Origin of the sequence: Clostridium cadaveris, from assembly GCF_020911725.1 — a bacterium.
GTDB classification, from domain to species: domain Bacteria; phylum Bacillota; class Clostridia; order Clostridiales; family Clostridiaceae; genus Clostridium_X; species Clostridium_X cadaveris.
In genome coordinates, this window is sequence record NZ_CP076620.1 from 759610 (window position 1) to 774489 (window position 14880).

Sequence of the window (14880 nt, forward strand, 5' to 3'; positions counted from 1 at the left end):
CAAGTACATTTATTTTATATCAACGTAAAGATAGCATTATAAAAGAAATTCTTGAATTTTATTGTTTATAGCAAAAAACTAATTGTGAAGAAAAGTGAAATTAAACTTAAAACTATTGATTGAAATTTTTAAATATATATAATTTTAGTGTAGTTAGTTATAACTAATGTATTGAAAGGGGGAAAATTATGAAGCTTAAAAACTTTGTAAGCTTATTTTGTACTGGTTTACTAGCTGTAGGCATTTTTTCTGGGTGTGCTAACGGAGGAAAAACTACAACTAATTCAAATCAGGACAAATCAGAAATTAAAGATGAACTTATAATAAGTATGGGAACTCGTCCATATGGAGAGTTTGATCCTAGAAAAAGATGGGGTATTATGAGTGAATCTCAAATTATTCACAGCACATTGTTAAAGAAGACATCAGATTTAAAAATTGTTGGAGATTATGCGAAAGAATATCAAGTAAGTGATGATGGTTTAACTTGGACATTTCATTTAAACGATAATTTTAAGTTTTCAAATGGAGAAGATGTTACTCCGGAAGATGTTAAATTTACATACGAGATGTTGAAAAAAGATGGTATTAACTGGGATCTTAGTTTCCTTGAAAAAATTGAGATTCAAGATGATAAAACAATTATTTTTCATCTTTCAGAGCCACGCTCCACTTTTTTTGCTCAATTAACTGAAATCGTAATTCTGCCTAAAGACCATTATGATGATAATTACTCTGAAAATCCTATTGGTTCTGGACCTTATAAACTGGTACAGTGGGATAAAGATCAGCAGGCAATTTTTGAAGTGAATCCTTATTATCATGGAAAGAAACCTCACTTTAAAAAGTTTACATTACTATTCCTTGATGAAAATGCCGCACTTGCTGCAGCAAAAAATGGAACAGTAGATATGATTTATGCTTTGCCAGAATTTGCAGATACGAAGATAGATGGGTTTAAGTTATTTTCTCATGAAAGCAATGACGTTAGAGGGATATCTATGCCTACACAGAAAAGTGGATACGGGAAAACACCTCAAGGTTATCCAATTGGAAATGATGTTACTTCTGATATCGCAATTAGAAAAGCAATGTATATAGGTTTTGATAGGCAGAAAATCGTCGATACTGTTTTAAATGGACATGGTAAAAAAGCTTATTCTTTAGTTGATAAAATGCCTTGGTGGAATGAAGAAACAGCTATTGAAGACAATCGAATTGAAGAAGCAAAAGAAATATTAGAAAAAGCTGGATGGGTAGATACTGACAAAGATGGTATTCGTGAAAAGGATGGTTTAAAGGCTTCATTCAAGCTATATCATTCATCTGCTGATGCTGTTAGAACAAATATTGCAATTGTAGTAGCAGAGCAAGCAAAAAAACTTGGTATAGATATACAATTAGTGGGAAGTAACTGGGATGAAATGAAAACATTAATGCATTCAAATCCAACTCTTTTTGGAGGGGGAAGACATCATCCACATCAGTTTTATACTATGCATGACCCAAAAGGTGCTGGTATTTCCTACAATAATATTGTTTATTACAATAATCCAGTTGTGACAGAATACATGGAAAAAGCTTTGCATTCCAATACAATGGAAGAAGCAAATAAGTATTGGAAACTTGCACAATGGAATGGAGAAACTGGTGCTAGTGGATTAGGAGATGTTCCATTTGTGTGGTTAATTCGTTTGGATCACATTTATTTAGGAGATAGTAGAATAAATGTTGGGAAACAACCAGTTCATGCACATGGGCATGAATGGGCACTTTTAGCTAATATTGCAGAATGGACATGGGATGCAGATGCTACTGTAAAATAAGTAAAAATTAAGAGTGTGGTGTGGAATTTCACTACACTCTTTTTAAAGGAGTGATGTAGGTGAAACAATTAAAATTCCTTGGATTGAAGTTTTTAAGAGGCTGCTCTCTTCTTATTGGATTATCAATTTTAACCTTTATTATGATGTATAATTCACCAATAGATCCTATCTCTGCATATATAGGTGGAGATGTGTCAATTACCACAGAGCAGCGTGAAGCACTGGAAGAATACTGGGGGCTCAATAACCCTCCTCAGGAACAGTATTTAACATGGCTTAAAAACTTTGCTTCTGGAGATATGGGTACATCTAAAATATACAGAAGACCAGTTTCTAATATTATTTCTGAGAAATTTACAGCCTCATTTGTACTTATGGGTATCTCTTGGATTTTGTCTGGTGTAATAGGTTTTTGTTTAGGAATTTTAGCAGCAGTGAAAAAAGGCAAGCCTTTAGATAAAATAATAAAATGTTTATCGTATATACAGGCATCAGTACCAACTTTTTGGCTTGGCCTTATGCTACTGATTATATTTTCAGTTTGGCTTAGATGGTTTCCTATTGGAATATCTGTACCAATTGGGGTAATGAGCAGTGAGGTTACATTATGGAATCATATACATCATATGATATTGCCTATAATAACTTTAAGTGTACTAGGGATTGCAAATGTAACGTTACATACACGAGAAAAGATGATTGATGTCTTAAATTCAGAGTATATTTTGTTTGCAAAAGCTAGAGGGGAAAGGTCATGGGAAATTATAAAAAACCATGGAATAAGAAATGTTGCACTTCCTGCAATCACACTTCACTTTGCCTATTTTGGCGAGCTATTTGGAGGGTCGGTTTTAGCAGAACAGGTTTTTTCATATCCAGGATTAGGATCTACTTTAACCGAGGCAGGATTGAAAAGTGATCTTCCGCTTTTAATGGGCATTGTAGTAGTAAGTGCTGTTTTTGTTTTTACAGGAAACATGATAGCAGATATATTAAATGCTATTATCAATCCAAGGTTAAAGGAGGGAAATTCGCTTGATTAAAAAACATAATGCAAGAAGCAAGCTTGTTTTCTCGCTTCTTTTATCAATTGGGATTATTTTGATAGCATTAATACTTAGTTATCTGCTAAGTGATAATAATTTAGTTACTAATTTTGCTCAAAAAAGCCTTCCGCCTTCATGGAACCACATTTTTGGTACAGATTGGCTTGGAAGAGATATGTTTACAAGAACATTAAAGGGGTTAAGGTTATCTTTGGTTGTAGGATTTATTGGAGCTTTTGTAGGTGCTTGCATTGCAAGTATTTTAGGAATTGTGGCAGCAACTTTTGGTAAGAAAGCAGATGCAGTAATTTCATGGTTTGTAGATATGTTTATTGGTATGCCTCATTTAGTTTTTATTATATTGATTTCTTTCATGGTAGGTGGCGGAGTAAAAGGCGTTATATTAGGAGTTGGGTTAACTCATTGGCCATCACTTACTAGAATTATTCGTAATGAAGTCATGAGTATTAAAAACAGTGAGTATATTAAACTCTCAAGAAACCTTGGAAAGTCTAAGACATTTATTGTATTTCAGCATATTTTACCGCATATATTACCTCAAATTATGGTTGGTTTTTTACTATTATTTCCTCATGCAATTCTTCATGAAGCTGCTATTACATTTTTGGGATTTGGACTTTCAGTTCAAACTCCTTCCATTGGTTTAATACTATCAGAGGCAGTAAAGCATATTTCTGTGGGAGATTGGTGGTTAGCGGTATTTCCAGGGCTGATGCTTATTTTAGTTGTTGAAAGCTTTGACAGCATAGGTGAACAGTTTAGAATACTTATTAATCCCAACAGTGCAAATCAATAGGAGGGGTAACATGAAGTATAATAAATGTGTTTTATTTGTAGAAAATTTATCTGTATCTTTTTCTCAATATGTAAAAGGTTTGAAACAAAAAATGATTACGCCTATTAGTTCGCTTAGTATTCAGCTTAATGCAGGAGAAGTGCATGCGATTATAGGGGCTAGTGGGTCAGGTAAAAGTCTTCTTGCTCACGCTGTATTAGGAATATTACCATATAACGCAATTTGTACTGGATGTATGACATATATGGGAGAACCTTTAACTGAAAAAAGAAAAGAGCAATTAAGAGGCAAAGAAATTGCTTTTATTCCTCAGTCAGTAAACTATTTAGACCCTCTTATGAAGGTAGGTAAACAGATTAAAATTGGATTGCCAAAGCAAAGTGCTGGGAAAATAGAAAGGCAGTTGTTAGAGAAATATGGACTGAAACAAAAGGATAGGGAACGATATCCTTTTGAACTTTCTGGAGGAATGTTGAGACGTATTTTATTTGCTACTAGCGTAAGAGAAGGAATTAAACTTGTAATTGCTGATGAGCCTACACCAGGTATTCATCCAGAGGCTTTAAGTGCTATATTAAATCAACTTAGAACTTTTGCGGATGACGGAGCTGCGGTAATGCTTATTACACATGATATTGTATCTGCATTATCAATTAGTGATAGAGTAACTGTACTACAAGATGGACGGGCAATTGAAACCGTAAATGCTGATTGCTTTGATGGGTATGGAGAAAAGCTTTCTCATCCATATACCAAAGCTCTTTGGAATTGTTTACCTACCAATGACTTTATTCGAAGCAAGGAGGTGAACAAATGTCTTTAGCTGCAAAAAACTTAGGGTTTTACTATAAAAAAAAAGGAATGGTTGTTTCAAAATATAAATTTTGAATTAACAAGAGGAGAAGTTGTTGGAATTTCTGGCTATAGCGGTTGTGGAAAAAGCACATTTGCTAAAATAATGGCTAATTATTTATCACCAATTGAAGGTAAGGTAACCGTTGATGGTCAATCGTTTATAAAAGGAAGTTGTCAACCAGTTCAAATGATTTATCAGCATCCAGAAAAGGCTCTGAATCCTAAATGGCATATGTATCGTTCACTTACAGAAAGCTATTATCCTGATCAAAAAACGTTGGATCGTTTTGGAATAAAAGATGAATGGTATAGGAGATTTCCAGTAGAAATATCTGGAGGTGAAATGCAAAGATTTTGTATTGTAAGAGCTTTAGGACCAAATACAAAATATTTAATTGCTGATGAAATGACGACCATGTTGGATGCAGTAACTCAAGCGAAAATCTGGAAAGAACTTATGCTAATTTGCCGTGAAAGAAATATTGGACTTATGGTTATTAGCCATGAAACAGAATTGCTTGCCAAACTATGTGACCGCATCTTATCTATAAAAGAAATGCAGTGTAACTTGTAAAAAAACAAAGGATAACCGAGAAATTTTATGCGGTTATCCTTTATTTTGTATAGGAAATATAATTGAAACAATAAAATTATCATCAAGAATCTCAGAAAAAAAATCTCCATCATGTATCTTCATGATTTTTTTACAATTTTGTAAGCCTATTCCGGTGCTTTTGTTTTTATTAAAAGTTAATCCAATTTTATTTTTTACATAAATTTTAAGAGTGTCTTTGGTTAATTCACCATTAATAAAAATGGGGTGAGTAGTATCAGCGTACCTCACAATATTTGTAAAGACATTGTCAAATAATCGTTCCATCATTCGTATATCATATACCATAGAATAGTGACATTTAGGAAGCTCAGAATGAATAGAATATCCATTTTGTTTCAAAATATCTGTGCATTTATGAATGATATTTGATAGACTTCGATATGAATTGCATCGAAGCAGTTCAATTTCACAATTCTCTTTTTCAGTAAGATAAAAATGTTCAAAAGCTGTATTAATTAGATATTCAAGTTGTTTTGCACGATCTAAGCAATGTATCAAATATTTTTTACGTTTCTTTTTATCTTGAAAATCTTCATCTTGCAAAATTTCTAAATAACCAGTTAAAGTAGTGAGAGGAGTACGTAAATCATGAGATATAGAAGTTAATAATTTCTGCTCCTTTTCGATTTGAATTTTTTGATTTTCTTTGTCAATACTCACTGATTTTCTTAATTCGTCAATATGGGTTGCTAAATGAGATAATTCATTATTTCCTCTTATTTCTGTTTGATTTGTATAGTTGCCACCTTTTATCAAATGAATCATATCTATTAGATAGGCAATATACTTTTGCTGTTTTAATAAAAAACGAATCATAAGTATGACGTAAATGCAAAAACAAAATAATAAATCCGAAAAAAATAAAAAGTCTTTATAGACATGGAGTGTATTTGGACTAACTTCAGTTTTGGCAAAATAGTCAATGATTGAGCTACCAATTAAATATATTGAGATAAATAAACCCAATAAACATAATGCATACTTAATTGTTTTATATATAAACTGAGGAATAAGTCCGTAAGGAGTAGGCTTAGACATAAATAGCATATCCTTTCCCCCATACTGTGTGTATATATTCTACCTCTTTATCAAAAGCACTTATTTTTCTTCGTAGATTTTTGATATGTACAATTACATTGTTATTTGAAGAAATTGTGAAAGTTTCACCCCAAATTTTCTTATAAATCATTTCTGTATTTAAGGACACTCCTTTTTGATTTATAAGAAGGATTAAAATTCGGTATTCGATATCTGTCAAATCGAGTTGATATCCGTGTATAGAAATAATTCCTGTCAACTGATTATATTTGAGATTTGCTATTTGTATTATAGAATCTTTTTGTTTTAAATTGTATTGAGTACATCTTCTTATTAAGGAATCAATTCTAGCTAGTAGTTCTTTAGCAGAAAAAGGTTTAACCATGTAGTCATCTGCTCCACATTCCAATCCTTCTAATTTGTCATTTTCTTGTACCTTTGCGGTTAGAAATAAAATAGGGAAATAATGCTTAGTTCTAATGGATTTACATAAATAAAAACCATCTTTTCCAGGCATCATTACGTCTAAAATTGCAGCGGAAATCTCATTTTGCTCTACGATATTCATTGCATGGTCAGCATTTGTAGCTGTTATAACATGATACCCTTTTTTATTTAGATGATATGAAATAATATCTAAAATTTCTTCGTTATCATCAACAACTAAAATAGTATTTATAATAAGCACCTCATTTAAAAATTTATTTTTTCATATAAAGTAAATTAATTGTAGGATATTAGTTAGTTCGGACTAACTAAATTATATTATATTGATTATTTTGTTGCAATAAACAGATTAAAATTTCATGATATTTTGTATAAATTATATTTAAGATAAAAATAAAATTAAAGTGTTTTATATTATAGTATAATAAAATAAGTATAATTGGGGGTTAAGATATAATATGGAAAATAAGAAGTTTAAAGAAATTTTTTCATCAATAATAATGGTACTAATAGTTATATGGTTCATACTTAGATTTATTTTAAAAAATTCATTAAGTGAATTTGTAAGTTCTATTGCTATGACGATGATAGGAATTAGTTACTTTATGACTTACATAGAGTCATATAGAAAAACAAAAAATAAATCTGATGGAGTATTTATGCTAATCAGTTTTATTATAATTATCTCGGGTAGTATATTGATAGTCGGATTTTTTGTTAAGTAAAAACAGTTAATTATTAAACATTAACTGCTTTTACTATTATAGATTCAATAAAAATACAATATGATTCTGTATATTAGAAATTTTTTAAAAGTTTTTTATAAATAATAATACCTAAAATATATTGAAAAACTAAAAGTCCACTTAAAAATACAACAATATATTTAATATCTATAGATGCATATAAAAATGAAAGAATTGAAAATATAATTATTGAAAATAAAAGAATAATCAAATTTGCAATATAAGCATATCTTCCACTTTTATTTCTTAATTGTTCTTTAAGCTCATCATGTAACTCGATATATTCACTTTCGATTTTTTCATTATATTTTTCTTTGTTTTCAGGTTTGGACCAGTAAAAGTATTTATAACACATGGTTATTCCAGGTATAATAAATGCCCCTGCAAATCCACATAGTAAGCTTTGAAAAATAGTTTTAAAAAAGATAGCGGCAAGTAGGCAAAGGATACCAGCAATGAGATATAAGATCCCTAGAAATAAATTACTTTTTTTCATATTTATCAATCCTTTCATGTATAAAAATTTCTTCAATAGGTTTTCTAAAAAAATCTGAAATTTCAAAAGCTAAGTCTAAAGAAGGATTATATTTTCCTCTTTCAATGGAACTAATAGTTTGTCTAGATACACGAAGTAATTTAGCAAAATCTTCTTGATTTAATCCCATTTCTTTTCTTAATGTTTCAACTCTATTTTTCACATTATCACCTCCATTGACAAGGTAACTTTACATAAATATAATAACTTTTTGAGAAGGTTATGTCAAGTTTCCTTTACAAGATTTTGATAAAAATTATGATATGATTAGTACAAATATTGAAAATAAATTGAAATTGAAAAGATGAGAGCTTATAGTAAGAAATGTAAGAGTATTTAAAATTCTTATGAAGAATAAGTGAAGGTAGGTGCTAAAATGAACTTTAGTGTGCGAGAGTTATTAAGAACAGAAACTTTAAAAAACGCTAAAATACTTGCTGGTAAAAGCGGAATTGATAATGAGATTAAAGGAGTAACAATTATTGAAGCACCAGATATAGTAAAATTTATTAAAGGTGGAGAAGTTTTATTGACTGGTTTATACGCCTTTAAATCTTGCTCGATAGAAACATTTAAGGGATATTTTAGAGAGCTTACGCAAAAAAATGTCAGTGCACTTATACTAAAACGAGGAAGAAATGTAGAATTTGCTGATAATAAAATTGATTTATTAATGGAATTTGCAGAAGCTTACTCTATACCTGTTTTAGAAGTCCCATTTGAAGTATCTTTTAGAGAAATTATGAGTATAATTATGGAACATATATTTAATGAGGAAGTTGCAAGGTTAAAATACTTTAAAACAACACATGATAATTTCAGTGCACTTCTATTTTCATTGAATTCCACAGAGAATGAAATAAAAAGAATATTAGAGGTTCTTTCTAAACTCATTCATAATCCAGTTTCGATTTTTAATCAGAATATGAAGTGTTTAGAAACTACTAGTGATGAAATACTTAATCTAGATATAGGAGATAATTCAGAAATATATGAGGTGGGGTTTTATTCTAATAATACATATTTAAAGCAAAAAATAACCATTGAAGGTGAAATAAGGAATCAATATTTAACATTTTTAAATATAACTTTAGGAGTAAAATTATACTTAGTTATTACAGAAATAAATAAAATCCTTGATATTATGGATTTTATTGCTATTGAAAATGCAATCACTGCTCTATATCATGAATACTCTAGACAATATGCAATTAATGAGTTGGAGAAAAAATTTCAGAATGACATTATGCATAATCTTTTAAATGGGAAGATTCATTCTGTAGATCAATTACAGAAAAGTCTTAACATTCTTGGCATTAAGAGTGAGGGGAATTATAGAGCAATTGTTTTAGGGTTTAAGAATGAAGAAGAATCATATCTAGATTTTAATAAAAAGACCCAACATACTAATATTTTAAATGACGCTATTTTTATGTATTTTGTAAATGCTAGAATTCAGAATGATTTGGATAGAGTAATAGTTATTCAGGAGATAAACCTAGATCAAAAACAAGAAGAATATAGGAAAGAAATAAAAATTATAGTAGAAAAAATTCAAAAGTATATTGAAAGGCACAACAATGATTTAAAAGTAAAAGTGGGAATTGGAAATGTAGTAGATGGAATCATAAATATTTCAAGAAGCTTTCGAGAGGCCAATGATGCATTTAATTTTGTTGATGTTGCTAACGAAATTTCAAGTATTGGATCTGAAATTATTTTATTTTCTGATTTAGGGATTTTTAAATTGCTTTGTAAGATAAATGATACAGCTGAGTTATTAGAGTATGTTCCAGAATCCCTTCAGAAATTGTATAATTATAAAAAAAATATGAGAGATGACTTACTTCTTACACTTAAAGCTTATTTAGATAGAAACCAAAACCTTAAGAGGGCAGCAGATGATTTGTATATTCATTATAAAACTGCAGCTTATAGGATGGACAAAATAAGTAATATTACAGGAATTGATTTTAATAATCCTAGTGAAGTACTGGCAGTGAGAATTGGATTGATTGTATATAAAATGATTGAAAAACATAATAAAAATTTGATTTAGTAAAACAGCATCAATAATTATATAGAAAGATATTTTATCCCATATAGATAAAATATCTTTCTTTTTTTATCTATATCTGGCGATGAAAATTGTTAAAAATTTATTTATAATTCTAAATATAGAAATTATATTTAGAAAATAAAGAAAATTGAGAAATATAATATGGAGGTGAAGATATTGCAAAAGAATTACGATCTGATTATTAGAAATGGAATAGTAGTTTTTAATGATAGTGTAAAGAAAGCTGATATAGGCGTTTATGATGGGAAAATCGTTGAAATTAATGACGAAATATCAGGAGATGCTAATGAAATAATAGATGCATTAGGATTTCACATTTTCCCAGCTACAACAGATGGACATGTACATTTCAACTCTCCTGGAAGAATGGATTGGGAAACTATTAAAACTGGTAGCAAGGCCATTGCTGCAGCTGGTGGAACTGTATATTTTGATATGCCTTTAAATAGCTCGCCTTGCACATTAGACCGAAAAACTTTTCAAGCGAAATTAGAAATAGCAAAAATGGATTCCCTTTGTGATTTTGGATTGTGGGGTGGATTTTCACCAAATAACATGGATAAATTTGAGGAACTTGCTGAATGTGGAGTAATTGGGTTTAAGGCTTTTGATTGTTTTAGTGGTATCGATGAGTTTCCAGGTTCAGATGATTATACATTCCTAAAGGGAATGGAGCAATTGAAAAAATTAGACTTACCATTAATGGTTCATTGTGAAAACGATAAACTGACTAGTATGTTGACAGAAAATTCACGAAAAGATGGCAAAACAGGAGTATGGGATTATTTTGCAGCACATGCGCCAATTACAGAGATAGAAAGTATATCAAGGGTGATTAGTTTTGCCGAAGAAACAGGATGTAAATTAATCATTGCACATATTAGTACAGCTAAAGGTGTAGAACTAGTGACTGAGGCAAGAAGAAGAGGTGTAGATGTTTTTTGTGAGACAATTGGACATTATTTGTATCTTACAGATTATGATGTGGAACGCATGGGTACTATCGGAAAATGTTCACCACCAATTAGAGATGCAGAAAACCAGTTAAAGTTATGGGGAAAGTTGTTTAATGATGAGATTACATTTATTTCATCTGATCACTCACCTTGTGACCCAAAACTGAAAGAAGGAGAATTTTTAAATGTGTGGGGGGGAATTTCAGCTTGTCAGACAACTCTGGCAGGATTATTGAAGCATGCTTACCATGATAGAAAATTACCACTACATAAAATTGCTAGATTAACAGCATCAAATGTTAATGAGGTATTTGGGATTAAAGGAAAAGGAAAAATTGAAATAGGGTATGATGCAGATTTTACACTGGTTGACCTTAATAAAGAGTATACATTAAAGTCAGAAGACTTATTTTATTTACACAAAGTTAGTCCATATGTGGATTGTAATTTTCATGGACAAGTTGTTAGGACAATTTTGAGAGGTACAACAATTTATAAAGATGGGAAAATAGTATCAGAACCAATAGGGAAGCTAATAACTCCAAAAAGATGATATGAAAAGGATGTGGAATATTTGTCAGAAGTTTTACAGGAGAAGATAGCTCAGCTAATTGAACGTGTGGCTGATAAAGCATCTGATTCAAAAGGAGGAATTACCCGTCTTCTTTATTCTAAAGAGTGGTTAGACACTCAGATGGAATTAAAAAAGATTATGGAGGAAGAGGGATTAATTACATATTTTGATGAAGTGGGTAATTTATATGGGCGTATACAAGGTAATAAAAATCCAGAAGAAACCATTATGACGGGTTCACATGTGGATACAGTTATAAATGGAGGAAAGTATGATGGAATGTATGGAATTATTGCAGGGATTGTAGCCTTGAGTCAGCTTAAAGATAAGTATGGTCAAGCTTGCCGCAATATTGAAGTAGTGTCATTTGCGGAAGAGGAGGGATCACGATTTCCTACTGTGTTTTGGGGAAGTAAAAATTTCTTGGGATGTGGAGACAAAGAAGAAGTAGAACATATTCAGGACGGAGATGGAATAGCTTTTACAGATGCAATGCATAAGGCTGGGTTTGAGTTTAGAAATTCATCAAGAGATAAACGTAGTGATGTGAAGGCATTTTTGGAAGCGCATATAGAACAGGGAAACATCTTGGAAATGGAAAGAAAAGAAATAGGAATAGTAGATAGTATTGCTGGACAGCGAAGATATAAGGTTGAGGTTACAGGTACTGCAAATCATGCAGGAACAACCCCAATGGAATATCGTAGAGATGCATTTTATGCCACAAGCAAAATGATTAGTAACATTTTAGATAAGGCAAGGGCATATGGAAGCCCATTAGTTGCAACTGCAGGTTTTATAGAAATAAAACCTAATGTAGGAAATGTAGTTCCAGGAAAAGCAGAATTTTCTTTAGATATAAGACATACAGATGAAGAGTTTCTAAAAAAATACACAGATGAAATAGTTTTGTTTATGAATGAGACAGCAAAAGAATGTAATGTTGAAGTTGATATTCATATGTGGATGGACGAGCCACCAGTTCAAATGGACAAAGAGATTGTGGCTTGTATTGAAAAAGTTTGTGTTGATAGAAAAGTTAATTATAGGGTCATGAATAGCGGAGCAGGACATGACTCACAACTCATTGCAAAACAAATTCCTACGGCAATGATTTTTGTTCCAAGTAGAGGAGGTATTAGTCATAATCCAAAAGAATATACAGCTCCTCAGTATCTTGAAAAAGGGGTTGAGATATTAGTTGATAGCATATATCAATTAGCATATAAGTAATTTATTAGGTAAAAAAGGAATAGGAGGAATAGAAATGGCTTATCCAAAAGGATTATTAACAAATAGATCAATAGTAAAGAAAAATAATTATGCTTTGATTTCTGCAGAAGGAAGGGTAAATAATATTGTTCCTGGATTTGAAGGATGTGAAATGACAATTCTTGCATCTCCTAAGCTAGGTGCCGGTTTCGTTGATTATATTATTAAAATGAATCCAGATGGAAAGAACGAAAAAGGCTTTGGAGGAAATGGGGTAGAAACCTTTGTTTATTGCATAGAAGGAAATGTTACGGCATCGGCAGATGATGAATCATTTAAACTTACAGCAGGTGGATATTTATATTGTCCTCCAGATAAAAAAATGTATTTAAAAAATACTGAAAAAGAGCCTTGCAGATTATTCTTATACAAAAAAAGATATGAAAAGCTTGATGATATGAAAACATGGGTTGTTACAGGAAATGTAAATGAAATGGAATATAGAATTTATGAGGATATGAAAAATGTTTTAATTAAAGACTTATTACCAACAGATCTAGCCTTTGATATGAACATGCATATTCTTTCATTTGAACCAGGGGCTTGCCATCCGTTTATTGAAACACACTATCAAGAACATGGCGCTTATGTTTTAACTGGACAAGGAGTTTATAATCTAGACAATGAATGGATACCTGTTGAGAAAGAAGATTATATGTTTATGAGTGCATATTCTTTACAAGCAGCTTATGGAGTTGGAAGAGAACCATTTGCCTATATTTACTCTAAAGACTGTAACCGTGATCCAGAAATATAGAAAACTCAAAAATTAATAAAGGGAATGAGGCTATGAAAATTAATTTTAAAAAAGTCATTTCTCATATAAATGAGCTTTATGAATGTGGTGTTCAAGAGGACGGGACACATAGTAGAGTGGCGTATTCTAAAGAAGACATTAAGGGAAGAGAAATTTTTATGGGATATTTCAAGGCTTTAGGTCTTGAACCAAGAATAGATGAGGCTGGGAATATTATCATTAGAATGGAAGGAAAACATTCTAGTCTTCCAGCTATTGTTATCGGGTCTCATTTAGATACAGTGCCAGATGGTGGTAAGTATGATGGAGTTCTTGGATGTGTAGGAGGTCTTTGTGTATGTGAAACCCTTCTAGAGAATGATTATAAATTGTTACACCCTATAGAGATTATTGTATTTACTGATGAGGAAGGCTTTAGATTTAGCAATGGACTTTTGGGAAGTAGTGCTATATGTGGAGTGGATCCTATGATTAATGAAAATGATGTGGATATGTATGGAGAATCTAGAAGTAAAGTTATGAGCGAATATGGAATTAATATTTCTAAGCTTCATAAGGCTAAAAGAAAAAAAGATTCAGTTCATTGCTTTTTAGAATTACACATAGAACAGGGAGCATCACTCTATAAAAAAGATACTTCTATAGGAATTGTATCATCCATAGCTGGTGTTAGCAGATATGAAATCGTTATTTGTGGAGAGTCAAATCATTCTGGAAGTACAGTTATGGGAGACAGAAAGGATGCCTTAGTAGCGGCAGCTGATTTTATATCACAGGTACCAAGAATTGTATCAGAGCATGGGAATGAGTTTACTGTTGCTACAGTGGGTACAATAAAGGTTTCACCAAATTCTGTAAATGTTATTCCGGGAATTTGTACATTAAATTTAGAAATTAGAGACCAAGATGATGAGATTATCTCTTTAATAGAAAAAAAATTAACAGAATATCTTAGAAAGGTTTGTGACGAATCAGTAAATTCATATACATTTCGCAATATTTCTTACCATGAACCAGCACCAATGTCATCATGGGTAAAAAGTGAAATAGAGTATTCAGTTAGAGAATTAGGATTTGATTATGAAATAGTTCCAAGTGGAGCTTTCCACGATTCTTTAGTGATGGCGGAGAGGTTTCCAACAGGGATGATATTTGTTCCTAGTGTTAATGGGATTAGTCATTCAAGAGATGAATTTACACGAGATATGGATATTGAAAAGGGATGTCAGGTATTATTAAACACAGTGCTTGCTATAGATAAAGAGTAGTTTTATCAAATAATTAGTTTAAATATAAGAAGAAAGGTGGATAAACT

General features: G+C 31.2%; 15 protein-coding genes. 11 read left to right on the forward strand and 4 right to left on the reverse strand.

The window, feature by feature from the left end:
- The first annotated feature begins 188 nt into the window (after positions 1-188).
- The 5 genes from KQH81_RS03440 to KQH81_RS03460 are packed head-to-tail and all read left to right on the forward strand — an operon-like array spanning position 189 to position 5118.
- On the forward strand, positions 189-1826 hold the full coding sequence (locus KQH81_RS03440; RefSeq protein ID WP_207719606.1) for an ABC transporter substrate-binding protein: 1638 nt from the start codon (positions 189-191) through the stop codon (positions 1824-1826).
- Positions 1827-1885: 59 nt separating this feature from the next.
- Positions 1886-2869 (forward strand): ABC transporter permease, encoded by a 984-nt coding sequence (locus KQH81_RS03445; RefSeq protein WP_027637492.1) that lies wholly within the window; start codon positions 1886-1888, stop codon positions 2867-2869.
- Positions 2862-3689, forward strand: a complete 828-nt coding sequence (locus KQH81_RS03450; protein ID WP_206152965.1) for an ABC transporter permease — start codon at positions 2862-2864, stop codon at positions 3687-3689. Before KQH81_RS03445 ends, KQH81_RS03450 begins: the two co-directional genes overlap by 8 nt.
- A 10-nt stretch (positions 3690-3699) precedes the next feature.
- Positions 3700-4512, forward strand: coding sequence for an ATP-binding cassette domain-containing protein (locus KQH81_RS03455; RefSeq protein ID WP_027637490.1), 813 nt, complete (start codon positions 3700-3702; stop codon positions 4510-4512).
- 42 nt (positions 4513-4554) lie between these two features.
- Positions 4555-5118 carry an ABC transporter ATP-binding protein gene (locus tag KQH81_RS03460; RefSeq protein ID WP_326839251.1) on the forward strand — a complete coding sequence of 188 codons (564 nt, stop codon included), beginning with the start codon at positions 4555-4557 and terminating at the stop codon, positions 5116-5118.
- Positions 5119-5151: 33 nt separating this feature from the next.
- Here the strand turns inward: KQH81_RS03460 and KQH81_RS03465 are convergent, their stop codons facing one another.
- On the reverse strand, positions 5152-6207 hold the full coding sequence (locus tag KQH81_RS03465; protein ID WP_027637488.1) for a sensor histidine kinase: 1056 nt from the start codon (positions 6205-6207) through the stop codon (positions 5152-5154).
- Entirely contained in the window at positions 6191-6886 is a 696-nt protein-coding gene (locus tag KQH81_RS03470; RefSeq protein ID WP_051196139.1) for a response regulator transcription factor, read from the reverse strand. Before KQH81_RS03470 ends, KQH81_RS03465 begins: the two co-directional genes overlap by 17 nt.
- A gap of 217 nt (positions 6887-7103) precedes the next feature.
- Here KQH81_RS03470 and KQH81_RS03475 point away from each other — a divergent pair, with 217 nt between their 5' ends.
- Positions 7104-7370 carry a hypothetical protein gene (locus KQH81_RS03475; protein ID WP_027637486.1) on the forward strand — a complete coding sequence of 89 codons (267 nt, stop codon included), beginning with the start codon at positions 7104-7106 and terminating at the stop codon, positions 7368-7370.
- 73 nt (positions 7371-7443) lie between these two features.
- On the opposite strand, the gene KQH81_RS03480 is transcribed toward KQH81_RS03475, so the two are convergent.
- Entirely contained in the window at positions 7444-7887 is a 444-nt protein-coding gene (locus tag KQH81_RS03480) for a hypothetical protein (RefSeq protein WP_027637485.1), read from the reverse strand.
- Positions 7874-8089: a helix-turn-helix transcriptional regulator gene (locus KQH81_RS03485; RefSeq protein WP_027637484.1), complete on the reverse strand. Its 216-nt coding sequence runs from the start codon at positions 8087-8089 to the stop codon at positions 7874-7876. The genes KQH81_RS03480 and KQH81_RS03485 overlap by 14 nt, the downstream gene beginning before the upstream one ends.
- 225 nt (positions 8090-8314) lie before the next feature.
- Between KQH81_RS03485 and KQH81_RS03490 the strand changes: the two genes are divergently transcribed.
- From KQH81_RS03490 to KQH81_RS03510, 5 genes are all read left to right on the forward strand, one after another.
- The gene (locus tag KQH81_RS03490; protein WP_326839252.1) at positions 8315-9985 is read left to right on the forward strand and encodes a PucR family transcriptional regulator; all 1671 of its coding nucleotides are present in this window, start codon (positions 8315-8317) and stop codon (positions 9983-9985) included.
- 177 nt (positions 9986-10162) lie between these two features.
- Positions 10163-11515, forward strand: coding sequence for an allantoinase AllB (allB, locus tag KQH81_RS03495; protein WP_027637482.1), 1353 nt, complete (start codon positions 10163-10165; stop codon positions 11513-11515).
- Between the two features lie 21 nt (positions 11516-11536).
- Positions 11537-12769: an allantoate deiminase gene (gene allC / locus KQH81_RS03500; protein ID WP_099336119.1), complete on the forward strand. Its 1233-nt coding sequence runs from the start codon at positions 11537-11539 to the stop codon at positions 12767-12769.
- A 34-nt stretch (positions 12770-12803) separates the two neighbouring features.
- The gene (gene allE, locus KQH81_RS03505; protein WP_027637480.1) at positions 12804-13565 is read left to right on the forward strand and encodes a (S)-ureidoglycine aminohydrolase; all 762 of its coding nucleotides are present in this window, start codon (positions 12804-12806) and stop codon (positions 13563-13565) included.
- A 32-nt stretch (positions 13566-13597) separates the two neighbouring features.
- Complete coding sequence (locus KQH81_RS03510; RefSeq protein ID WP_178311660.1) at positions 13598-14833, forward strand: Zn-dependent hydrolase; 1236 nt, start codon at positions 13598-13600, stop codon at positions 14831-14833.
- Positions 14834-14880 lie beyond the last annotated feature (47 nt).

Bases quoted from the DNA above. Each gene is read 5' to 3' on its own strand.
- KQH81_RS03440 (WP_207719606.1), top strand. From the start codon at position 189: ATGAAGCTTAAAAACTTTGTAAGCTTATTTTGTACTGGTTTACTAGCT.
- KQH81_RS03455 (WP_027637490.1), top strand. From the start codon at position 3,700: ATGAAGTATAATAAATGTGTTTTATTTGTAGAAAATTTATCTGTATCT.
- KQH81_RS03465 (WP_027637488.1), bottom strand. From the start codon at position 6,207: ATGCTATTTATGTCTAAGCCTACTCCTTACGGACTTATTCCTCAGTTT.
- KQH81_RS03475 (WP_027637486.1), top strand. From the start codon at position 7,104: ATGGAAAATAAGAAGTTTAAAGAAATTTTTTCATCAATAATAATGGTA.
- KQH81_RS03480 (WP_027637485.1), bottom strand. From the start codon at position 7,887: ATGAAAAAAAGTAATTTATTTCTAGGGATCTTATATCTCATTGCTGGT.
- allE (WP_027637480.1), top strand. From the start codon at position 12,804: ATGGCTTATCCAAAAGGATTATTAACAAATAGATCAATAGTAAAGAAA.
- KQH81_RS03510 (WP_178311660.1), top strand. From the start codon at position 13,598: ATGAAAATTAATTTTAAAAAAGTCATTTCTCATATAAATGAGCTTTAT.